The organism is Stagnimonas sp. FW305-C-60 (genome assembly GCF_058782965.1).
Genome location: NZ_JBYSYF010000001.1, coordinates 446,296 through 466,640, shown reverse-complemented (window position 1 = coordinate 466,640; position 20,345 = coordinate 446,296). Strand labels below are relative to the sequence as shown.

21 protein-coding genes are annotated in these 20,345 nt (G+C 67.7%); 12 read left to right on the top strand and 9 right to left on the bottom strand.

Features of this window, described 5'->3' with window-relative positions; genetic code table 11:
- Positions 1 to 5: 5 nt before the first annotated feature.
- From AC3WT6_RS02150 to AC3WT6_RS02140, 3 genes are read left to right on the top strand one after another with little or no spacing between them, the layout of a single operon-like run.
- Positions 6 to 1,175 carry a beta-ketoacyl-ACP synthase gene (locus AC3WT6_RS02150; protein ID WP_492652834.1) on the top strand — a complete coding sequence of 390 codons (1,170 nt, stop codon included), beginning with the start codon at positions 6 to 8 and terminating at the stop codon, positions 1,173 to 1,175.
- On the top strand, positions 1,172 to 1,954 hold the full coding sequence (locus AC3WT6_RS02145) for a beta-ketoacyl synthase chain length factor (RefSeq protein ID WP_492651909.1): 783 nt from the start codon (positions 1,172 to 1,174) through the stop codon (positions 1,952 to 1,954). The genes AC3WT6_RS02150 and AC3WT6_RS02145 overlap by 4 nt, the downstream gene beginning before the upstream one ends.
- Positions 1,951 to 2,370: a hotdog family protein gene (locus tag AC3WT6_RS02140; RefSeq protein WP_492651908.1), complete on the top strand. Its 420-nt coding sequence runs from the start codon at positions 1,951 to 1,953 to the stop codon at positions 2,368 to 2,370. Before AC3WT6_RS02145 ends, AC3WT6_RS02140 begins: the two co-directional genes overlap by 4 nt.
- A 25-nt stretch (positions 2,371 to 2,395) precedes the next feature.
- Here the strand turns inward: AC3WT6_RS02140 and AC3WT6_RS02135 are convergent, their stop codons facing one another.
- A complete protein-coding gene (locus AC3WT6_RS02135) occupies positions 2,396 to 3,124 on the bottom strand; it encodes a class I SAM-dependent methyltransferase (RefSeq protein ID WP_492651907.1) in 729 nt (242 codons plus the stop codon).
- A gap of 87 nt (positions 3,125 to 3,211) precedes the next feature.
- Between AC3WT6_RS02135 and AC3WT6_RS02130 the strand changes: the two genes are divergently transcribed.
- The gene (locus AC3WT6_RS02130) at positions 3,212 to 3,742 is read left to right on the top strand and encodes a hypothetical protein (protein ID WP_492651906.1); all 531 of its coding nucleotides are present in this window, start codon (positions 3,212 to 3,214) and stop codon (positions 3,740 to 3,742) included.
- 7 nt (positions 3,743 to 3,749) lie between these two features.
- On the opposite strand, the gene AC3WT6_RS02125 is transcribed toward AC3WT6_RS02130, so the two are convergent.
- Together AC3WT6_RS02125 and AC3WT6_RS02120 are read right to left on the bottom strand one after the other, a co-directional pair.
- On the bottom strand, positions 3,750 to 4,586 hold the full coding sequence (locus AC3WT6_RS02125; RefSeq protein ID WP_492651905.1) for a MipA/OmpV family protein: 837 nt from the start codon (positions 4,584 to 4,586) through the stop codon (positions 3,750 to 3,752).
- A gap of 35 nt (positions 4,587 to 4,621) precedes the next feature.
- A complete protein-coding gene (locus AC3WT6_RS02120) occupies positions 4,622 to 5,431 on the bottom strand; it encodes a ParB/RepB/Spo0J family partition protein (protein WP_492651904.1) in 810 nt (269 codons plus the stop codon).
- A 63-nt stretch (positions 5,432 to 5,494) separates the two neighbouring features.
- Between AC3WT6_RS02120 and folE the strand changes: the two genes are divergently transcribed.
- From folE to AC3WT6_RS02105, 3 genes are all read left to right on the top strand, one after another.
- Complete coding sequence (gene folE / locus AC3WT6_RS02115; RefSeq protein WP_492651903.1) at positions 5,495 to 6,037, top strand: GTP cyclohydrolase I FolE; 543 nt, start codon at positions 5,495 to 5,497, stop codon at positions 6,035 to 6,037.
- 99 nt (positions 6,038 to 6,136) lie between these two features.
- Complete coding sequence (locus AC3WT6_RS02110; protein WP_492651902.1) at positions 6,137 to 7,135, top strand: acyl-ACP desaturase; 999 nt, start codon at positions 6,137 to 6,139, stop codon at positions 7,133 to 7,135.
- A 41-nt stretch (positions 7,136 to 7,176) separates the two neighbouring features.
- The gene (locus tag AC3WT6_RS02105; RefSeq protein ID WP_492651901.1) at positions 7,177 to 7,977 is read left to right on the top strand and encodes an SDR family oxidoreductase; all 801 of its coding nucleotides are present in this window, start codon (positions 7,177 to 7,179) and stop codon (positions 7,975 to 7,977) included.
- A gap of 16 nt (positions 7,978 to 7,993) precedes the next feature.
- Here AC3WT6_RS02105 and AC3WT6_RS02100 read toward each other — a convergent pair whose 3' ends face one another.
- From AC3WT6_RS02100 to AC3WT6_RS02075, 6 genes are all read right to left on the bottom strand, one after another.
- Positions 7,994 to 9,262: a GGDEF domain-containing protein gene (locus tag AC3WT6_RS02100; protein WP_492651900.1), complete on the bottom strand. Its 1,269-nt coding sequence runs from the start codon at positions 9,260 to 9,262 to the stop codon at positions 7,994 to 7,996.
- 86 nt (positions 9,263 to 9,348) lie between these two features.
- Positions 9,349 to 10,227, bottom strand: a complete 879-nt coding sequence (locus tag AC3WT6_RS02095; RefSeq protein WP_492651899.1) for a DUF4340 domain-containing protein — start codon at positions 10,225 to 10,227, stop codon at positions 9,349 to 9,351.
- A gap of 91 nt (positions 10,228 to 10,318) precedes the next feature.
- On the bottom strand, positions 10,319 to 11,707 hold the full coding sequence (locus tag AC3WT6_RS02090; protein ID WP_492651898.1) for a GldG family protein: 1,389 nt from the start codon (positions 11,705 to 11,707) through the stop codon (positions 10,319 to 10,321).
- Positions 11,708 to 11,720: 13 nt separating this feature from the next.
- The gene (locus tag AC3WT6_RS02085) at positions 11,721 to 12,464 is read right to left on the bottom strand and encodes an ABC transporter permease subunit (protein ID WP_492651897.1); all 744 of its coding nucleotides are present in this window, start codon (positions 12,462 to 12,464) and stop codon (positions 11,721 to 11,723) included.
- Positions 12,461 to 13,399 carry an ABC transporter ATP-binding protein gene (locus AC3WT6_RS02080; RefSeq protein ID WP_492651896.1) on the bottom strand — a complete coding sequence of 313 codons (939 nt, stop codon included), beginning with the start codon at positions 13,397 to 13,399 and terminating at the stop codon, positions 12,461 to 12,463. The genes AC3WT6_RS02085 and AC3WT6_RS02080 overlap by 4 nt, the downstream gene beginning before the upstream one ends.
- 160 nt (positions 13,400 to 13,559) lie before the next feature.
- The gene (locus AC3WT6_RS02075) at positions 13,560 to 14,438 is read right to left on the bottom strand and encodes a lysophospholipid acyltransferase family protein (protein ID WP_492651895.1); all 879 of its coding nucleotides are present in this window, start codon (positions 14,436 to 14,438) and stop codon (positions 13,560 to 13,562) included.
- Positions 14,439 to 14,478: 40 nt separating this feature from the next.
- Here AC3WT6_RS02075 and dtd point away from each other — a divergent pair, with 40 nt between their 5' ends.
- From dtd to AC3WT6_RS02050, 5 genes are all read left to right on the top strand, one after another.
- Positions 14,479 to 14,913: a D-aminoacyl-tRNA deacylase gene (gene dtd / locus AC3WT6_RS02070; protein WP_492651894.1), complete on the top strand. Its 435-nt coding sequence runs from the start codon at positions 14,479 to 14,481 to the stop codon at positions 14,911 to 14,913.
- Between the two features lie 157 nt (positions 14,914 to 15,070).
- Positions 15,071 to 16,210, top strand: coding sequence for an OmpA family protein (locus AC3WT6_RS02065; protein WP_492651893.1), 1,140 nt, complete (start codon positions 15,071 to 15,073; stop codon positions 16,208 to 16,210).
- 60 nt (positions 16,211 to 16,270) lie between these two features.
- Positions 16,271 to 17,545 (top strand): thrombospondin type 3 repeat-containing protein, encoded by a 1,275-nt coding sequence (locus AC3WT6_RS02060; RefSeq protein WP_492651892.1) that lies wholly within the window; start codon positions 16,271 to 16,273, stop codon positions 17,543 to 17,545.
- 73 nt (positions 17,546 to 17,618) lie between these two features.
- Positions 17,619 to 18,386, top strand: coding sequence for a type II toxin-antitoxin system TacA family antitoxin (locus AC3WT6_RS02055; protein ID WP_492651891.1), 768 nt, complete (start codon positions 17,619 to 17,621; stop codon positions 18,384 to 18,386).
- Between the two features lie 91 nt (positions 18,387 to 18,477).
- A complete protein-coding gene (locus AC3WT6_RS02050; protein ID WP_492651890.1) occupies positions 18,478 to 20,313 on the top strand; it encodes a POT-type proton-dependent oligopeptide transporter in 1,836 nt (611 codons plus the stop codon).
- Positions 20,314 to 20,345 lie beyond the last annotated feature (32 nt).

Below are 20,345 nucleotides of genomic sequence, written 5' to 3'. Positions count from 1 at the left end.
CTCCGATGCCGCCACTGGCGGTGCTCAACTACAGCCTCACCACCGCGCTGGGAGCCGGCCGCGCGGCACAGGTCGAGGCGCTGCGCGCCGGCCGCGGCGGGCTCGCGCCGCAGTGCGGGCTGGAGGCCTGGGTCGGCGAGGTCGCCGGCCTGGATCGCCCCCTGCCCACGCAATGGCGGAGCTGGGACTGCCGCAACAACCGCCTGATCGAACTGAGCCTGCAGCAGGATGGCCTGATGGACGCTGTCTCCAGGCTGCGCGCGCGCTATGGCGCCGCGCGCATTGGCGTCTTCATCGGGACTTCCACCGCCGGCGTGCAGCAGACCGAGCGCGCCTATCTGCTCCGTGATCGCAACACTGACCACCTGCCCGATTGGTTCAACTACCAGACCTCGCAGAACGCCTATTCGGTGGCCGACTACGTGCGTCTGCGACTGGGTCTGGAGGGCGTCGTGCTGGCCATCTCCACCGCCTGCTCCTCCTCCGCCAAGGTTTTTGCCTCGGCGCGTCGGGCGCTGGCCGCGGGCCTCTGCGATGCGGCGGTGGTGGGCGGTGCCGACTCGCTCTGCCTGACCACGCTCTATGGCTTCAATGCCCTGCAACTGGTGTCGCCGGAGCCCTGCCGGCCGGCCGATGCCGGCCGCCGTGGCATCTCCATCGGCGAGGCCGCCGGCTTCGCGCTGCTGGTGCCGGCGCCGGCCGAAGCGGAGCTGGGTCTGCTGGGTTATGGCGAGTCCTCGGACGCGCACCACATGTCGGCGCCCGAGCCCGAAGGCCGCGGTGCCGCCGCGGCGATGCAGGCGGCGCTGCACCGGGCCGGTCTCGCCGCCGAGTCGGTGGACTACATCCACCTGCACGGCACTGCGACTCCGGCCAATGATCTCGCCGAGGATCACGCCGTGTTCCGGCTGTTTGGCGCCGCGGTGCCGGCCAGCTCGACCAAGGGCTACTTCGGACACACCCTGGGTGCCGCCGGCATGGTTGGCGCCGCGGTGGCCCTGCTCGCGATCGAACAGGGCTTTGCGCCGGGCAGCCTCAACACCCAGGTGGTCGACCCGGCGCTGCAAGGCCGGATTCTGCTCGAAGGCCGCGAGCTCAAGCTGCGGCAGGTGCTCAGCAATGCCTTCGGGTTCGGCGGCAACAATTGCAGCCTGCTGTTCGGGAGGCTGCCGTGAAGCTCGATCTGCTTGCCGTCGGCCTGAGCATGCCGGGGCTCGCCGGCTGGGTGGCGTCGCAGGCGGTGCTGCGCGGCGAGCAGGCGCATGCGCTGGCCGAGCTGCCACCATCGGCGATGACGCTGCTGCCGGCGAACGAGCGCCGCCGGGCGCCGCCCACCGTGCGCCTGGCGTTTGCCGCGGCGGAAGACGCCGTCGACAACGGCGGCCTGCAGCCGGCGGACTGGGCCACGGTGTTCGTCACTTCCGAGGCCGACACGCCGATCATCCATCGCATCTGCCATGCCCTGGCGGAGCCGGCGCGGCTGGTATCGCCAACCGACTTTCACAACTGCGTGCACAACGCCGCCGCCGGCTACTGGAGCATCGCTGCCGGCTGCCGGCTGCCTTCGAGCAGCCTCTCCGCCTGGGACTTCAGCTTTACCGCCGGACTGCTGGAAGCCGGAGCCCTGGCCTTGGTCGAGGAGCTACCGGTGCTGCTGGTCGCCTACGACCTGCCGCCACCGGTGCCGCTCTACGCCAGCCGCAAGATCGCCCAGCCGGCGGCGCTGGCTCTGGCGCTGCGGGCACCGGGCAGCGGACCGGCGCTGGCGCGGCTGCACTTGCAGCGCGGCGGCGCCGACGATGCCGAAAGTCGCTGCGCCGATGTGAGCCTGGAGGCTTTGCGGCTGAGCAACCCGGCGGCGCGCGCGCTGCCCTTGCTGGTGGCTCTGGCGCAAGGTCGGGGCAGCGTGGTGCTGCCGGCGGCGGGCGGCACGCTGCGGGTGGAGTTGTCATGAGCGATCTGCTGGATCGCGCCGGCATCGCCGCGCTGATCCCGCATGCCGGGACGATGTGCCTGCTCGACGCGGTGGAGCATTGGGACGTGGCGTCGATCCGCTGCCGCAGTGGGAGTCATCGCGATCCCGGAAACCCCCTGCGCGGCGCCGACCGGTTAAGCGCCCTGAGCCTGGTCGAATACGGCGCCCAGGCCAGCGCCGTGCACGGCGGGCTGATTGGCGGCGCGCGGCCGGGGCGGCTGGTCAGCGTGCGCAAGCTGGAGCTTGCCTGCGAGACCATTGATGCGCTGGAGTCGGCGCTGACCATCACTGCCCGAAGGCTGCTGGTCAATGCCGAGGGCATGCTCTACGACTTTGAAGTGCATGCCGCTGCCCGGCGGCTGGCGCAGGGCCGGATTGCGGTGATGCTGGTCTGAGCCGGCGGGTGGTGCGCCGGCCGACTCAGGCCAGCCCCGGTTTGCGCGCCACCATCAGAACCTCGGTCACTTCCGGAGTGCGGCCTTGCAGGCCCAGGCGCCGGAGCAGGCCGAAGTCCGGCAGTGACCACCAGGGAGTCGAGGCCTCGGTCTGTTGCGGGTCGACCACGAAGCCGATGGAGCGCACCAGGGCCAGATACTGGTCGGCGGACTTCTGCACGCCCTCCGGGTGTCGGAACAAGAGGCGCACGCTCCAGGTATGGATGAAGGCGGCGCAGGATTCGCTGAGTAGCAGCGCCCCGCCGGGAGCCAGCACCCGATACAGCTCCCGCAGGGCGGCTTCCTGGTGGGCGACATGGTGGATCAGTTGGTGGCAGAAGATCAGGTCCACCGAACTGTCGGGGAGGTTGAGCCGGGTGACCGAGCTTTGCAACACCGAGACCTGGCCGCCACCGTGGGCGGCGGCTTGCCGGGCCTTCTCGACCTGGGCCGCGTCGATGTCGATCCCCAGCAGACTCCGCGGCTGGAAGTGCTGCATCAGCAGCGGCAGGGCAACGCCCTGACCGCAGCCGACATCCAGCATCTTCTCGACGCCGGCGACGCCCTCGCCACCCAGTCGTCGCAAGTCGGCGACGGCCAGCTCCAGTACATACTTCCGCCAGATGTTGGTGCTGAGAAACCATTTGCCGAACGCGGTTTCTGGAACCCAGTCGCGTGTCGATGGCAAAGTCGTTGGGCCTGGCGCGGAGTTCATGGCGAACACGGTGTCGGATTCAGGGCAGCAGAGTATCTAAAACCCACAGTGAATTCCTTGCGTATTTCCCTGGCTCGACGCGGGCCATTGTCCCGGCCCTGGTTGCAGTGGTTGGAGCCGCTGCCGCTGGCGAGCTTTCTGGTGTACATGCGCTTGCTGTCACCGAAGACGCCCCAGGAATGGCTGACCCCCTATCTGCTCTGCTCGTTGCTGGCACTGACGGTGACCGTCGCCGGCTGGTACCTGCGGCAGCCCTTGAATCGGATTTATCTGGCGATCGGCGCCTATTTTCTTAGTGGCCTGCTAGCCCTGGCGCTCGGCTGGCAGACATTGAACACGCTGTACGGCCGGCTGGAGGCGACCGCGATGCTGGCCTGGGTGCTGGCGCTCGGCGTGGTCAGTACCTGCGCCTTGCCGGCCGGCTATATCGGCGTTGTCGGAGCGCCGCCACGGGCTTCGCGTCGGGCTTCGCTATGGCTCTTGGCCGCGAGTGGTCTGGCCCTGTTGTTCTCGGCCTGTGCCGGCAGAAACCCGCTGCTGTCGGCCTTCATTCCCTTTCTGTTCCTGTTCGTCGCGCAAGGGCGGCTGCGCGCGCGCCTCGTCAGCGGTCTGCCTTAAGGCTTGATTAGTCCTGATCGGCAAGCGTCTGCTTGCTGTGAAAGAGGCGGTATTGCAGCGCGGCGCCGACGGTGAAGTTGCTATTGCGGCGGAACAGCGGGCTCTCTGAGTTGGCGGCTGCGGTAGTGAGGAACAGCTGGCCGCCCAGGAACAGGCTCAGATCCGGGCTGAAGCGGTGACGCAGGCCGAGGCTGAGCGCCGATTGCTGATAGCCATCGCGGGCCTGGTAAGCCGGCCGGTCGGGACGGACATCGGCCGGCCGCACCTCGTAGAAGCGCCGGTTCAGGCCATCCTGGCCAAAGCGCGCCCAGACGCCGGCCAGCAGTTGCAGATCGGGGCGCAGAAATCCGTTTCGCCGGTAGCTCAACTCCGGTTGCAGGGCGAGGCCCTGATAGCCGCGATCATCACCGCTGACCGCGAACACCGCGCGCGCCTGCGCCAGCAGGCGCAGCTTGCTGGCGCCGTCTTCGTATAGCCGATAGCCGATGGTCGGGCCGGCTTCCAGCAGATAGCCGAGATCGGGCATGCCCTCGCGTTCGGCGTTGTCGCGCGAGCGCACCGGGAAGGCGCCGCCCAGCCCGAGGCTGAACTCCAGGCGCTCGCCGAGCGAAAACCGGCCACGCAGACCGGCTTGGTCGGCGCGCAGTCGCTGGCCGCGGTAATAGGCGTAGGGCAGAGCCAGGCCGTTCCAGTGATTGCTGGCCGCCGCCGGATAGTCCGGCGAGTAGAGCCCGCCGGCCAGCAGGCCCGCGTCCCACAGGGGCTCGCCGCCCGATGCCGGCGCGGCCCTAAGGCTGGTCGCCACCAACAGCAATAGCAGTGCAAGAACTCGGTTTGGTTTCATGTGAAAGCTTGGCAGAACGAATTTGTGTAGAGACCTCAACCGCCTTCATACCCCAGCCGCGCCAGCAAGCCGTCGAGCTCGTCCAGGGAGTGAAAGGCCACCCGCAGCTCACCCTGCCCAGCCTTGTCGGCCTTGAGTTCGACGGCAAAGCCCAGCAGGTCGGAGAGCTCGCGCTCCAGCCGGCGCCAGTCGGCGGGCTTGGCGGGGCGCGCCGGCTGGCCGCGCCGGCTGCGGGCGACACGGCGCTCCAGGGTGCGCACGGTCAGTCCGCGGCCGATCACTTCGCCGGCCCAGCGCTTCTGCGCATCGGCGGCCAGGCCCGCCAGCACCTTGGCGTGGCCTAGCGAGAGATGGCCCTCGTCGACCAGGGTCTGCACCGCCGGGTCGAGATTGAGCAGGCGCAGCACATTGGTGACGTAGACCCGCGACTTGCCGATGCGCTGGGCGATTTCCTCGTGGGTCAGCGTGTGTAGTTCGCCCAGCCGGCGCAGGCCGGCGGCGGCCTCCATCGGCGTCAGCGATTCGCGCTGCAGGTTTTCGATCAGGCCGAGGACATAGGCCTCGTCCTCGCTTAAGTCGTCGCGCAGCAGCGCCGGCACCTCGTGTAGCCCGGCCTGTTGCGCCGCGCGCCAGCGGCGTTCGCCGGCGAGGATTTCGTAGCCCCAGACCCGGGTGCGCAGCACCAGCGGCTGGACGATGCCGCTCTCGCGGATGCTCTCGGCCAGCTCCGCCAGCGCGCCCGCGTCGAAGCTCCGGCGCGCCTGCTGGCTGCCGGGGCGGATCAGGTCGATGGGCACCGCGCGCACCGTCTGCGCGGGCCTGGCTGGGGGTATGGGAGCGGACATGAGGTGAAAACCGGGCATGCCATAATCGCACACCACTTACACACGACAGACCAGACTCTAGCCGTGGAAGCCGAATACCGCTCCATCCTCAAGGCCGTTGGCGAAGACCCGACTCGCGAAGGCCTGCTCAACACGCCGCAGCGAGCCTCGAAGGCGATGCTGTTCCTCACCCAGGGCTATCGCCAGAGCCTGGAGGAACTGATCAACGGCGCGCTGTTCGCCACCACCAACAACGAGATGGTGATCGTCAAGGACATCGAGTTGTACTCGATGTGCGAGCACCATCTGCTGCCGTTCTTCGGCCGCGCCCATATCGGCTACATCCCCAACGGCAAGGTGCTGGGGCTGTCGAAGATCCCGCGCATCGTCGATATGTTCGCGCGCCGCCTGCAGATCCAGGAGCAGCTCACCAAGCAGATCGGCGACTGCATCCTCGAAGTCACCGACGCCAAGGGCGTGGCGGTTGTCATCGAAGCGAGACACATGTGCGCGATGATGCGCGGTGTCGAGAAGCAGAACTCCTCGATGACCACCTCGATGATGGAAGGCCGCTTCCGCGACGATTCGCGTACCCGCCAGGAATTCCTGACGCTGATCAAGAGTTAGCGCGGCGCCGGCGCGGCATCGGGTTTGCCTATACTTTCAGCGTCCGAACGGCCGGCAGAGCCGTACCGGGACGCACCGCGTCAGACGCCCGAGGAAGCCATGACCACCCTAGTTCAACCCCCGCTCGCCGCGAGCCGATTCGGTACCCCGCAACAGATCGAGGTGCTGGTGGCGATGGAGCCGACCGTCGCCCTGGAGATGGAGCGGCACCTGGAGCGCCGCAAGCTCTGGTTCCCCAACGATCTGATGCCGGCCGATGCCGGCCTGGGCGAAGCTGACGACCGCATGCTCAGCGAGCTGCGCGCCCGCGCCCGTGGCCTGCCCGACGGCGTGCGCGTCGCCGTGGCACTCAATCTGCTCACCGAGGAAGGTCTGCCGCATTTCCACCGGCTGATCGCCGTGCACATGAGCAACGAGTCGGTGTGGCGCGCCTGGAACAACATCTGGACCGCGGAGGAAGACCGCCACGGCTGCGCCATGCGCGACTACGTGCGCGACGCGCGGCTGTTCAACATGGGCGCGCTAGAACGCCTGCAGTACCAGTACATCGCCGCCGGCTTCGATCCGGACTGGGAGCAGGATCCCTATCGCCTGCTCGCCTACACCTCGCTGCAGGAGAAGGCGACCCAGATCAGCCACGCCAACACCGGCCGCCTCGCCGGCGAGCACGAGCCGATGCTGCAGCGGGTGCTGGCGCATCTGGCCGGTGACGAGTCGCGTCACTACCAGTTCTACCGCGCCTGCTTCGCCGAGATCCTCAAGCTTGATCCCAACCGTGCGCTCAGCTCGCTGCTGAAGGTGACGCTGGCCTTCGCCATGCCCGGCCACAACATCGCGGGCTTCAAGGAGCTCTCCGACGTGGTGCAGCGCTACGACATCTTCGGCCCGCGCCAGTACCAGAAGATCGTCGAGGAACTGCTGGAGCACTGGGGCATCGCCGGGATGAGCGGCCTGAATGGCGAGGGCGCCGAGGCGCAGGCCAAGCTGATGAAGGTGCCGGCCCGCTTGGCGCGCATCGCCGACTACCAAGAAGCCAAGCTGGGTGCCAAGAGCTACCGCTTCGAGTTCATCGACGACCGCGAGCTGGCGTTCGCTTAAGCCGCTTGCGCGTGGCCGCCGCCGGCAACGATGATGCGGTCATGAGCCTACGAATCCTTGTCACCGGTGCCGGGTCCGGCCTCGGCCGCGCCATCGCCCTCCACTATGCCGCCTCGGGCGCGCGCGTGGCCTGCACCGACCGCGACGCCGCCAGCGTCGCCGAGACGCTCGCGCACGTCGAGAAGGAAGGCGGCTCCGGCCTTGCCTTCGCGCTCGACGTCACCCGCGAGGAAGACTTCATCGCCGCCCGCGAGCGGGTGCAGCGCGAATGGGGTGGGCTGGACCTGCTGGTGAACAATGCCGGTGTCGCCACCGCCGGCAGCATCGAGGAAGCGCCGCTCAGCGACTGGGACTGGGTGCTCAACATCAATCTCCTGGGCGTGGTGCGCGGCTGCAAGACTTTCGCGCCCTTGTTCAAGGCCCAGAAGTCCGGCTACGTGGTGAACATCGCGAGCTTCGCCGGCATCGCCAATCCGCCGGCGATGGCCTCCTACAACGTCGCCAAGGCCGGGGTGATCTCGCTATCGGAAACCCTGCTGCACGAGCTGGCGCCATTTGGCATCGGCGTCTCGGTGGTCTGCCCGGCGTTTTTCCCCACCAATCTGATGAACGCCGCGCGAGTCACTCAGCCCGGCACGGTGGCGATGGTGCACAAGTTCATGAAGAAGTCCGGCGTCACCGCCGCCGATGTTGCCGCGCAGATCGCCAGCGCGGTGGAAAAGCGTCAGTTCCTGGTGCTCACCCACAAGGACACCCGCGTGCAGGCCCTGGTCAAGCGCGCCTCGCCGCAGACCTTCTTCCGCCTGATGCAGAAGACCACGGCCAAGTGGGGCAAGAAGTAGCCCTGGAGCCGGTTGCTCAGGCGGCGCGGAAGCGCAGGCAGTCGCGGCCAGCGGCCTTGGCCTCGTAGAGCGCGACATCGGCCGCGGCCACCAGCGTCGAGGGCGAGCGCTCGAGAAACTGCTGGGTGGTGGTCGCGCCGATGCTGATCGACACCTGTGCCCCGGTTGGCGAGGCCGGGTGCGGCAGCGCCGCGCGGCGCAGGGTTTCCTGCAAGTGCTGGGCGAAATTTGTGGCGCCGGTGCTGTCAGTGGCCGGCAGCAGTACGACGAATTCCTCGCCGCCATAGCGCGCCAGCAGATCCTCGGGGCGGCGCATGGCTGCGCTCAGGCGGCTGGCCACCGCCCGCAAGCAGGCGTCGCCGGCCGGGTGGCCGAGGGCATCGTTGTAGGCTTTGAAGTGGTCGATGTCGATCAGCAGCAAGGCCAGCGAGGAGCCGGCGCGGGCGGCGCGCCGCCACTCGTCGGCCAGGCGGGCCTCGAAGGCGCGGCGGTTGGCGATGCCGGTGAGCGCGTCATTGAGGCTCAAGCGCCGCAGGTGCTCTTCCAGCGCCTTGCGCTCGCTGATGTTGCGCGCCACCGCTACCAGAAAATCCTCGCCGCTGACCCGCACCCGCATGACGTTGATCTCGGTGGGCACCGGTGTGCCGTCGGCGTGCACCAGCTCGCCTTCCAGCCGCAGCGATTCGTTGAGATTGGCGCTGCGCAGGCGGTCCAGCAGGCGTCCGGCGACGCGATCGAACAGCGGATGGTTGCTGAGCTGGCTGCCGAGCAGCTCTTGCTTGCTGAAGCCCAGCGCGCGCTCGGTGGCGAGATTGGCCTCGACGATCTCGCCGTGGCGGCCGAGCGCGAAGAACAGGTCTTCGCTCTCGTCGATCAGCCGGTAGATCAGCTCCGGTCGCGCGCGTTCGCGGCGCAGATTGCTTTCCAGCGCGCGGCGGTTGACCGCGCCGAGGATGGCGCGGCGCAAGCTCTCGGCGTTGGCCATGTGCTTGGGCAGCACCTCGTCGGCGCCGCACTGACGGGCGCGGGCGGCGACGTCGGGGCTTTCATTGGCGGTCAGCAGCACCACGGGCAGATCCTGCCCCTGGCTGCGCAGCTGCACCAGGAACTCCACGCCGCTCATGTCCGGCAACGCGTACTCCACCAGCACGCAGGTGGTATCCGGCTCGATCAGCTTCAGCGCCTCGGCGCCGGTCTCGGCCTCGCGCAGGGCGCAGTCGTCTTCCAGCAACTGGCGGCTGGCCTGCCGCTCGCTCAGGTTGGGATCGACGAGGAGGATTTTCATGCGGGCTCGGCACGCGACCGGCCAAGCAAAAAATACTACCCGGGCCGGTGGCGGCGAATTCTACTGTGCCGCTGGCAAAATACTCCTCAGGATTCGGGCGCGGCCTCCGACTTCCCGACCGGCGGCTCAGATGCTTTGGGCAGGTGCAGCAGCTCCTCGGCCAGCGCCTTCGACAGCTGGTAGCGGATCTTCGCCGTTGGCGAGTACAGCGAGAACTGCGGCTCGCTGCCGGCGACGATGAACTCGCGCTGCTCGCCGCCCTTCAGCGTAAAGCGCAGCTGCGGGCCCACGGGCGCTTCACCGCCGGCCTCGTTCCACATCGCGCTGGCGGCTTTCCAGCCCTCCGCCAGCTTGGTCAGGGCGGCCGGAGTCGCCTCGGCGGAAGCCGGCTCGGCCTTCCAGCTGCCGTCCTCGCCCTTGCTCAGGCTTAAGCCCGGTAGCGCGATGCCGACCAGCTCCTCGTCGGCGGCGAACAGCTCCTTGGCGATGAGGTCCTGATAGTCGCGATCAAAGGCGGCGCTGACCGGATCGTCGATCAGCATCACCTTGTCGCCCAGCTTCACGTAGCGACGCGATTCGATCGGATCGGTGGCGCCGAACTCGATGCGCTGGTCGTTGAGCGTCAGCACCCGCTCGGGCGGGTCCAGGCCCAGTTGCTTGAGGTCCAGGCCCTCGGGGCTGAGGGTTTCCTTTACCTCGGCGGTGGCGAGATTGCCGAAGTTGAGTACCTCGAAGCGGTCGGCGCGTGCCGCGACCGGCGCGGTCAGCCGCCACTGGCCGCCTTGCTTCACCAGCTTGATCTCGGGCGCGTCCGGCCATTGCACGCTGGCGCTGGAGAGACCCTCGGCGGCGATGGTGGTGAGCGCCGGCTTGGCGGCGTCTTTCTGCTTCTGCGCGTACCAGGCGCCGCCGGCGAGGGCGGCGACCAGCACGGCGAGCGTCAGGTTGAGCGTATTGCGGTTCATCGTTTTCTCCATGTGCTCCAGGGCGGGGCCCCAGCCCCGCCCGTTCGCCCGGCAGGGACTGCCACTGGCAGTCCCTGAAATCCCGGGCTCACTAGCGGCGGCGACGCGACAGCCAGCGGCCGATGCCCACGGCCAGCAACGCCAGCGGCAGCAGCAACAGGAAGCCGAACTGGATCAGCAGCGCCGCCAGCGGCGAGAGATTCAGCGACTGGTCGCGCGCCGGAGGAATGGTGATATCCAACTGGTCGTCGCGGCTGGCCAGCCAGCGCGCCAGATTGAGGCCCAGCTTGGAGTTGCCGAGCTGGCCGATGAAGGCATTGCTGAGAAAGTCGGAATCGCCGATCAGCGCGACGCGCTGTGGCTTCTCCGGCACCTTGGCATCCGCGGCGGCATCCGCCGGCTTCTCACCCGCGACGCTGCGGTTGAGCAGCAGGCCCAGGGTCAGCGGACCCTGGACATCGCCCTGGTCGGCATCGAAGCCAACCTCGCCCGACAGCGGGCCGGTCTCCAGCCAGGCGTCCGGCGAGGATTGCAGGAAGGGCTGCGATTTGAAGGCCGGGTCCGGCTTCGCCGCCGGGTCGGTGCTGATCGAGCGCATCAGCGGGAAGGCGGTATTCTCGCGCAGCTCGCCGGTGACCGGCGTGCGCGGATAGCTGGCGGTGAGGAACATGCTCGGGTCGCCGCCCAGGGCCGCGAACTCGGGGAAGATCGCGGTGCCCTTGTCGAAGCGCACGCCCAGCAACTGCGCCAGTGCCGGCGGCGGCGGCGGGCTGTCGGGGTCGGAGAGCCAGAGCAGGTTGCCACCACGTTTGACGTAGTCGACCAGGATCTGGGTCTCGCCTTCGGTGAGCGCCACCTGCGGACCGGCGACCACCAGGGCCGCGGCGTTGTCCGGCACCCTTGGGCTGGTGGCGAGGTTGAGCGGCTGGGTCTTGAGGCCGTTGTCGTGCAGGGCCTGCACGAACTGGCCGTAGCCGGAGGCGCCCGGCTCGGCGGCGTCGTGCTCGCCGTGACCCTGGAGGAACACCAGCCAGCGCTCTTCGGCAAAGCTCAGGCGCTGCAGCGCCGGCGTCACCGCCGACTCGTTCATCTCGCCGGCGCGCACCGTCTCGCGGCGGCCCTGGTATTCGATCACCAGGTCGCCGACGTTGCTGATGTTGTATTCGCGGACCTTGGCCGGGTTCTTGATCGGGTCGATGTACTCGACCGCGAGATCCGGCTTGGCCTTGATGTAGCGGCCGAAGAACTGCTCGATCTCGGCGCGGCTCTCGGCGCCGCTGGTGGCGAAGGCCAGCACCTTCACCGGCTCCTTCATGTTGTCGAGCTGCTTGATCGAGGCCGCGGTTAGGGTGTTGCGCTGGTTGGCGGTCCAGTCGAACTCCAGCTTGTACTGGTTGGACAGCCAGCCGGCGAGGCCGATGACGGCGAGCATCAGCAGGGCCGAAACCGCCTGCTGGATGCGGAGGTTGGTCTTTTTCATGTTCGGTTTCGGATTAGTTGCGTTCGAGGTCCAGGCGCTGCACCGACAGCCACAGGAACAGGACGATGAACAGCGTGTAGTAGGCGAGATCGGCGGTGCTGAACACGCCGCGCCGCAGTTTTTCGAAATGGCCGATCAGCGAGAGCTGGCGGAACAGCTCGGAGAAGGTATTGCCGTTGTAGGCCATCGCCTCCAGCAGCCAGACCACCAGCAAGAGGCCAAAGCCGCCGACCGCGGCGATCACCGGCTCGCGGGTGAGCGTGGACATGAACAGCCCCGCCGCGCCGAAGGCCAGCATCAGCAGGAACACGCCCAGGAGACCGGCGGCGATGCGGCCGAGATCGAGGTCGGTGCCACCGAGTAGGGACAGCGGCATCGCCGCCATCAGCGCCAGCGCCGCCAGGAAGAACACGCAGAGGCCCAGGTACTTGCCGAGCACGATCTCGGTGATCGAGGCCGGCGCGCTGGTCAGCAGGGTGAGGCTGCCGGACTTCTTGTCCTCGGCGAACAGCCGCATGGTCAACAGCGGGATGATCAGCAGCAGCAAAATTGAGGAAAAACCGTACAGCGAGCCGCCGATGTAGTCGGCGACACCGGCCTGCTCGTTGAGCATGCCCGGCTCCGCCGCGATCTGCGCCAGGGTGAGGAAGAACACCATGCCGAGGATGAACTGCAGCACCGCCAGCACCGTCCAGGCCAGCGGCGATACAAAGATGCGGCGCGCCTCGTGGCGCGCGATGGCAAACACCGGGCTCATGCGGCTTTCCTCAATTCAGTGGCCTCGCCCGAGGTGAGCGAGACGAAGATTTCTTCCAGGCTGCGGGTCTGGCGGCGCAGTTCCAGCAGGCCCCAGCCGTTGGCGACGCTGCGCTCCACCAGCGCCTCGCGCGGGTCGAAGCTGGGGTCGCTCTCGATGCGGTAGCGGCCTTCGCCGAGCGCGCTGATCGCCGACACGCCCGGCAGTTCCAGATGCTCGGGCGGGCGGCTGAACTGCACGTAGTAGCTGGGTACCGCCTCGCTGGCGAGCTTGGCCAGCGACTCGTGGAACACCACGCGGCCGCGGTTGACGATCATCACCCGCGAGCACACCGCCTGAATCTCCGGGAGGATGTGGCTGGACAGGATCACGCTGTGCTCCTTGGCCAGCGTCGCGATCAGGCTGCGGATCTCGCGGATCTGGATCGGGTCCAGACCCACGGTCGGCTCGTCGAGGATGATCACCGGCGGCCGGTGGATGATCGCCTGGGCGAGACCCACGCGCTGCTGGTAGCCCTTCGAGAGATTGCCGATCAGCCGGCGGCTGACCTCGGTGAGCCCGCAGGCCTGCTTGGCGCGTTGCAGTGCCGCGGCGCGGTCCTTCCTGGCGACGCCGTGCAGGGCGGCGGCGAATTCCAGGTATTCGTCGACGGTCAGCTCCGGGTGCACCGGCGGCTGCTCGGGCAGATAGCCGATCGCGCGCTTGGCCCCCTTGGGGTCGGCGGCGAGGTCGATGCCATTGATCTTCACCGTGCCGCCGGTGGGCGCCAGATTGCCGGTGAGCATCTTCATGGTGGTGGATTTGCCGGCGCCGTTGGGGCCGAGCAGGCCGAGGATCTCGCCGCGCCTTAGCGTCAGGTCGATGCTCTCGACGGCCACGTTTGGGCCGTAGCGGCGGGTCAGCCCGCGCGCCTCGATGAGGATGTCGTGCTCCATGTCTTCTCTAGGTTTTTTAGGAGTGGGTTGCTGCGGATGCTGCGGGTGTCTCGCGCGCTCCGACCGGGGCGATGCGGCGCGAGTTCCCGCGGCCGGCGCGGATTTTTTAATGTTTGGCCGCCCGGCTCAAGCGGGCGGCCATCCTGACTCAAGTTGGCCTTCAGGCATAGGGATCAACACTGCCGGGCGGCCGCCGACGGTAGCGCTGATAGCCCCACCAGTATTGCCTGGGCGCAGCGCGGATCACCGCTTCCACGCCGGCATTGAGCGCGGCCGGACCTTGCCGAGTGTCGCTGATTGCGACCGGGGCCGGCTGTAGGCGGATGCGGAAACCGAGCAGCGGCCGGCGCTCGGCCAGGCAGAACCAGACCGGCGCGCCGGTCCGCGCCGCCAGCTTGGTCACCAGCTCCATGGTGTGCGCCGGGTGGCCGAACAAGGGCGCGTAGACGCCGCTGCCCTCGGGCGGGTCGTGGTCGGGCAGGATGCCGACCATCTCGCCGCGCCGGAGCGCCGAGAGCACCTGCTTCACGCCGGCCGGACTGGTCGGAGCCAGTTGCGCACCCAGGCGCGAGCGGCCTTCCAGGATCAGCGCCTCCATCACGCCCTTCTGCGGCTTGTAGACCGAGGTCATCGGGCCCTGCGCGGCGCAGAACATGCCGGCCAGCTCCCAGGCGCCCCAGTGCGGGCAGAGCAGGATCAGCCCGCGCCCCTGCGCGCGCAGCGCCGCCAGCTGCGCGGCGGCCTCGGGCGACCGCAGCCAGCGGCGTAGACGCCACTCCGGGCCAAACCAGATCGCCGGGGCTTCCAGCGTCGCCATCATCGAATGCGCCAGACTGGCGGCGACAATACCCAGCCGCCGCGCCCTGCCCAGCTCCGGTAGGCAGTAGCGCAGCTGTTGCCTGCTGACTCGCCGCAAGCGGTTGGGCAGCAGCAGCAACAACAGGCTCGGCAGGGCCGCGAGGGCGTGCGTCAGCGGCAGGGGCAGGTAGCCCAGCCCGCGCAAGAGGCCGCGCAGCGCGGCTTTCTTCCGTTCACTCATCCAGACATTCTAAAAGCCGTGATGGCTAGGAGTGCCGGAGATGATCGGTCTGCTGCAAAGGGTGAGTTGCGCCAGCGTGCGCGTCGAAGGCGAGGTGGTGGCGCGCATCGACCGGGGGCTGCTGGTGCTGGTGGGCGTCGCCCGCGAGGATGATGAAACCCAGGCCCGGCGCCTGGCGCAGCGCCTGCTCGATTACCGGCTGTTCGCCGACGACGCCGGCAAGATGAATCTGAGTGTGCTCGACATCGGCGGCGGCCTGATCTTGGTGCCGCAGTTCACTCTGGCTGCCGATACCCGCAGCGGCAGCCGTGCCAGTTTCACCAGCGCTGCAGCGCCCGAGCGCGCGCGCGGTCTGTTCGAGCGCCTGCTGGCCGAGTGTCGCGAGCGGCTGCCGGCCACCCAGTCCGGCGTGTTTGGCGCCGACATGAAAGTCGCCCTGGTCAATGACGGGCCGGTCAGCTTCCTGCTCAGCTGAACGGCCCCAGCCCCAAAGCTGATACCAAAGTCATATTGCTGCATTGCGCAAAAACTCATACTGTCGGCATCGGAGCACCTGGCCGGGCATGAACATTGCCCTAATGAATGTAGTGGCAGGGTGGGTAGGCAGTAATCGCGACGGGGAAGGTCGAACAATGAATAAGAAAGTTCTGGTCACGGCTTTGGCCGCGATGCTCGGTCTTGGCGCCGCTCAGGCGCAGGAAACCACCGAACAGGTTCTAGGCGCTGACGGCAACCGCCCGCATCTGTTCATCACCGGCTCTTATACCAAGCCCGACAGCGATCGCGGCACCGAGGACCGCGGCACCGGCCTGCAGGCGGGCTTTGGCTACCCTCTATCTGACACGGGACGCTGGTGGCTGGAAGGCCGCTTCGACTACAGCACGCTGGAGACGGGTGCCGGTCGTGGCACCGATTTCTACCAGTCGGTACTCGGTGCCGACCTGCAGTACGCCTTCGGCAACCGCGAGCAACTGACGCCCTTCGTCCTGGCTGGCTTGGGCTATGCCTACAACGACGTGGTTCCGGACTCCGAAGACAGTGGTTCCTTCGAGGCCGAGGCCGGCGTCGGTCTGGTCGCCCGCATCGGCAACCTGCGCTGGCTGCGTGGCCGCGGCGACGCGCGAGTGGTGCACGACAGCTTCCAGGACGGCTATCTCGACTACCGTCTGCACCTGGGTCTGGAAATCGCGCTCGGCCCCGAAAAGCAGACCGTGAAGGAAGTGCCGGTCACGGTCGAGAAGGTGGTGGTCCGCGAGGTATTGGTGCCGGCGCTGGATAGCGACAGCGACGGCATTCCCGACGAGTTCGACCGCTGCCCCGGCACGCTGAAAGGTGCCAAGGTCGATGGTCGCGGTTGCGTGGTGGAAAGCCAGACGCTCATCGTGCTGCGCGATGTCAGCTTCGACTTTGACTCCGCGCGCCTGCAGCTCAATGGCCAGCGCTTGCTCGATGACGTGGTGAAGTTCCTGTCTTCGCAGAGCGAATTGAAGGCCGAGATCGTCGGCCACACCGACAGCATCGGCCCCGAGGCTTACAACCTCAAACTGTCGGCGGCGCGCGCGGCTTCGGCGCTGAACTATCTGGTTGGCAAGGGCATCGCCGCCGAGCGGCTCAGCTCCAAGGGCCTGGGCGAAGCTAGCCCGGTGGCCAGCAACGAGACGCCGGAAGGTCGCGAGACCAACCGCCGCGTCGAGTTCAACATCATCGCGCCGCCGCAACCCGCGGCCAGCGAAGCCCCCGCCGCTGCCGAGCCGACACCTGTTGCGCCCTGAGGCACCGTCATTTTCCGCCCGCGCAGGACGCGCCGTTTCCAGTTCTCAAGGACCGAAACCATGATTCCCAAGCTCTCTTTCCACGGCAGCCACTGGCTACTGGCCTTGGCCCTTTGTGGCAGCGTCGGCCTTTCCGCCTGCAACCGCGCGCAGGACTCCGACGTCGGTGGCCCGCCGACTTCCATCCCCGACGGCGATGGCGACGGCGTACTGGACTCGGTGGACAACTGCCCGACGACCCCCAATACCGACCAGCTCAACTCCGACGGCGATGCCCAGGGCAATGCCTGCGATAGCGACGACGACAACGATGGCGTGCCGGATGGCGGCGACAACTGTCCCGTGGTGGCGAATCCGAACCAGCTCGACACCGACGGCGATGGTCAGGGCGATGCCTGCGACAGCGATGACGACGGCGACGGCGTGCCGGATAGTGGCGACAACTGCCCCGTCGTGGCCAACCCCGACCAGCTCGATACCGACGGCGATGGTCAGGGCAATGCCTGCGACAACGATGACGACGGCGACGGCGTGCCCGACGACGACGGCAACGGCGGCGGTGACAACTGCCCGACCGTGCCCAATCCCGACCAGACCGACTCTGACGGCGACGGGACCGGTGATGCCTGCGAAACCGACGACGACAACGACGGCGTGCCGGATGTCGACGACAACTGCCCGACGGTCGCCAATCCCGACCAGCTCGACAGCGATGGCGACGGTGTGGGCGACGCCTGCGAGGTGCCGACCACCGGGCCCTTGGCCAGTTGCACGCAGTTTGCTCCGAACACTTCCGTGGCGACCGGCGAAACCGGTGGCTTGCTGTGCTTGGTGGGTCAGCTAACCACCCCGGCGGTCGAACTCTGCGCGGTCGAACAGCCGGCCTTCGGCGCCGACAGCCTGACCCAGACCTTCACCACCATGCAGTACGCGGTCGCCCTACTGGAGCCGGTCAACAGCGCCCTGCTCAACCTGCTCGGTTCGATCTCTTACAAGGTGAAATTGCCAGCGGCGGTGCCGGCCGGCAACTTCGCGGGCTTTGTCATCGAGCAGCCGCCGGCCACCGCCGACATCAGCCTGTTGCGCACTCTGACGGTCACTACCTTCCTGGCCAATGCCCAGCAGGAACAGTTCACCGCCGATGCCACCAACCTCGACCTGCTGGGCCTCTCGGGCCTGCTTGGCGAGTCGGGCCTGAACCTGCTCGGCGGCGCCAATACCAAGCCTTACGACGAGGTGCGGCTGAGCATCAGCTCCACCTTGTTGTCGGTGGATCTGATCGACACCGTGCGCGTCTACGAGACCTGCACCCAGGCCGAGACTGCCGCGCCCTAACGAGTCGCGCTCGCTCTGGAACCCGCGATGCGCTTTAATCGAGCATCGCGGGTTTTCTTTTGGCGGACTGCGCATGCAAAGGGACCAGAAGTCGAATGTCCGGGTACTCGCCGAGGCGCGCATGGAAATGCGCCTGTCGCCGCAGGACAAGGCGCTGATCAACCAGGCCGCCAGCCTCAAGGGCAGCAACGCCACCGCCTTCGTGCTGGCCTCGGCGCTCGCCGAGGCGCGGCGCCTTCTGGGCGAGAACGCCGAACTACAGCTGTCCGCCGCCGACCTGGCGCTGCTGCGGGCGGATACCGGTAGCCCGGCGCTGACCAGCCCGGCCTTGCTGGACGCCCTGCAAAGGCACCGCGGCCTGGACTCGGCGCTGGCCAGCCTGTTCCAGCGCCTGGACCCGGCGCGCCACGAGCTGAACAGCTTTGACTGCGGCGACGAGCGCCAGAACGAGTTCCTGCTACGCCAGGCGCTGACCCAGGAGCGCTTCGACCTGGCGCGGGTCTATGTGCTGACCGATGCCCTGGTGCCCAGCCGGGTGCTGGGCTACTACACCCTGAGCGCGATCAGCATCGGCGGCGGCACCAGCCATGCGGCGCCGCTGCCGGCCCTGCGGCTCAGCCGGCTGGCGCTGGACCGCAGCCTGCAGGGGCGCAGCCTCGGCGCCCTGCTGCTCGCCGACGCGATACTGCGCTCCGCGGCGGCGGCCGACATCATGCCGGTTTACGCCCTGCTGGCCGCGCCGCGCGACGAGCAGGAGGAGGCCTGGTTCGAGGGCCACGGCTTCCGCCGTTTTCAGGATCAGCCCGCGGCGCTGTTCCTGCCGCTCGCCAGCCTGGCCTGAGCGCCGCGATCAGACCGCGGCGGGCGTGGCTTTCAGGGGGCCGCGGCATGCCGCGTGCTAGCATCGATCCATACCCGAATCCCCCATCATCATGACCACCGCCACCCTCGCGCCGGCCACGGCCGCGCGCATGCCCAAGAGCATCCCCTACATCGTCGCCAACGAGTTTGCCGAGCGCTTCTGCTACTACGGCATCAACGCGATTCTGGTGCAGTACATGATCCAGTTCCTGCACTTTGGCGACGCCAAGGCAGCGACCTGGCAGGCACTGTTCAAGGCCGGCGCCTACTTCTTCCCGCTGCTCGGCGCGATGGTGTCGGACATCTTCCTCGCCAAGTTCCGCACCATCATCAGCTTCTCGATGGTCTATGTGACCGGCTGCTTCACCATCGCCTTCGGCGGCGGCGGCGAAGCCAGCATGGTGGTCGGCATGTTCCTGGTCGCCTTCGGCACCGGCGGCATCAAGCCCTGCGTGTCCACCAATGTCGGCGACCAGTTCACCAGCGCCAATGCGCACCTGATCGAACGCGCCTTCAGCTATTTCTACCTGGCGATCAACGCCGGCTCCTCGATCTCGATCTACTTCTGCCCGGTGTTGCTGGCTAATCCCGACTACGGCCCCAAGTTCGCCTTCGGCATGCCGGGCGTGATGATGGCGTTCGCCACGCTGGTGTTCTGGCTGGGGCGCCGGAAGTTCGCGGTGGTGCCGGCGGCGATGAGCAAGCCCGGCCTGGCGCTGCCGGCCTTCCTGCTGGTGTTCTTCGCGGTGCTGGCCTTCACCGGCTTCGTGTTCATGGTCAGCGGCAACAACATCCTGCTCGCCACCACGACCCTGATCGGTACCTTGTCGGCCGTCGCGGCGCTATTCCTCAAGACCGGCCTGCGCGACCGCCTGCCGCCGGAGCTACGCCACTGGCTGGAGCGCTCGCTCACCGGCGAGGGTTTGAGGATCGTCGGCAAGCTGGCGGTGCTGTATCTGTTCGTCGCCTTCTTCTGGTCGCTGTGGGAGCAGAGCAACGGCAACAGCTGGACCATCCAGGCGCAGTCGGCGCTGATGGACAAGCACCTGTTCGGTTTTTTGGCCGGCGTGCCCGGCTTTGAATCGCTGGCCACCTACGAGATGCTGCCGGCCCAGGTGCAGGTGGTGAACGGCATCTTCATCCTGATCCTGGTGCCGATCTTCACCTTCGGCATCTATCCGCTGATGGGCAGGTTCTTCACCGTCACCCCGCTGCGCAAGATCGGCATGGGCATGTTCGTCACCGCCAGTTCCTTCCTGCTGGTCGCCTATGTCGAGCAGGTGATCCAGGACGGTCAGCGCATCAGCATGTGGTGGCAGATCAGCGCCTACGCGGTGCTCACCGCCTCCGAGGTGCTGGTGTCGATCACCGCGCTGGAATACAGCTACAAGCAGGCGCCGCTGTACATGAAGAGCTTCATCATGAGCCTGTTCCTGCTTTCCACCAGCGTCGGCAACGCCTTCACCGCCGCGGTCAACACCCTCATGGTCAAGCCGCTGACGGTGGCGAGTGTCGAGGTCGGCGAGCAGACCTGGGTGACGCTGGAAGGCGCCAGCGAATTCGTCACCGGCCAGAAGATCGACTTCGACGGCGGCGACTCCGGCGTGCAGCTCGTCACCGCCGAGGGCAAGAGCCAGCCGCTGGCCGGCACCTTCCTGGTCGGCGAGGTCGATGCCGTTGGCGGCCGCCTGCGCCTGCTCGACAAGGTCCAGCGCCAGCCGCTGGCCAGCAGCGGCAGCTTCGACGCCGGCCAGGTCCAGGTCTCGACCTACTCCCTGGTCGGCCCGATGTACTTCCTGTTCTTCGCGGCGCTGATGGCGGCGGTGGCGCTGCTGTTCGTGTTCTACGCCATGTGGTTCAAGGAGACGACCTTCGTGCGTGAGGACGAGCAGCCGGCCACGGCCTGATCGCGCGCCTGGAGCCCAAGGGCCGCCTCGCG

Coding starts and splice junctions, on each gene's coding strand:
- AC3WT6_RS02140 (WP_492651908.1), top strand. CDS start 1,951: ATGAGCGATCTGCTGGATCGCGCCGGCATCGCCGCGCTGATCCCGCAT.
- AC3WT6_RS02125 (WP_492651905.1), bottom strand. CDS start 4,586: ATGAAACCAAACCGAGTTCTTGCACTGCTATTGCTGTTGGTGGCGACC.
- AC3WT6_RS02075 (WP_492651895.1), bottom strand. CDS start 14,438: ATGAGTGAACGGAAGAAAGCCGCGCTGCGCGGCCTCTTGCGCGGGCTG.
- AC3WT6_RS02105 (WP_492651901.1), top strand. CDS start 7,177: ATGAGCCTACGAATCCTTGTCACCGGTGCCGGGTCCGGCCTCGGCCGC.
- AC3WT6_RS02100 (WP_492651900.1), bottom strand. CDS start 9,262: ATGAAAATCCTCCTCGTCGATCCCAACCTGAGCGAGCGGCAGGCCAGC.
- AC3WT6_RS02065 (WP_492651893.1), top strand. CDS start 15,071: ATGAATAAGAAAGTTCTGGTCACGGCTTTGGCCGCGATGCTCGGTCTT.
- AC3WT6_RS02050 (WP_492651890.1), top strand. CDS start 18,478: ATGACCACCGCCACCCTCGCGCCGGCCACGGCCGCGCGCATGCCCAAG.
- AC3WT6_RS02085 (WP_492651897.1), bottom strand. CDS start 12,464: ATGAGCCCGGTGTTTGCCATCGCGCGCCACGAGGCGCGCCGCATCTTT.
- AC3WT6_RS02110 (WP_492651902.1), top strand. CDS start 6,137: ATGACCACCCTAGTTCAACCCCCGCTCGCCGCGAGCCGATTCGGTACC.
- AC3WT6_RS02060 (WP_492651892.1), top strand. CDS start 16,271: ATGATTCCCAAGCTCTCTTTCCACGGCAGCCACTGGCTACTGGCCTTG.
- AC3WT6_RS02055 (WP_492651891.1), top strand. CDS start 17,619: ATGCAAAGGGACCAGAAGTCGAATGTCCGGGTACTCGCCGAGGCGCGC.
- dtd (WP_492651894.1), top strand. CDS start 14,479: ATGATCGGTCTGCTGCAAAGGGTGAGTTGCGCCAGCGTGCGCGTCGAA.
- AC3WT6_RS02095 (WP_492651899.1), bottom strand. CDS start 10,227: ATGAACCGCAATACGCTCAACCTGACGCTCGCCGTGCTGGTCGCCGCC.
- AC3WT6_RS02150 (WP_492652834.1), top strand. CDS start 6: ATGCCGCCACTGGCGGTGCTCAACTACAGCCTCACCACCGCGCTGGGA.
- AC3WT6_RS02135 (WP_492651907.1), bottom strand. CDS start 3,124: ATGAACTCCGCGCCAGGCCCAACGACTTTGCCATCGACACGCGACTGG.
- AC3WT6_RS02090 (WP_492651898.1), bottom strand. CDS start 11,707: ATGAAAAAGACCAACCTCCGCATCCAGCAGGCGGTTTCGGCCCTGCTG.
- AC3WT6_RS02080 (WP_492651896.1), bottom strand. CDS start 13,399: ATGGAGCACGACATCCTCATCGAGGCGCGCGGGCTGACCCGCCGCTAC.
- AC3WT6_RS02120 (WP_492651904.1), bottom strand. CDS start 5,431: ATGTCCGCTCCCATACCCCCAGCCAGGCCCGCGCAGACGGTGCGCGCG.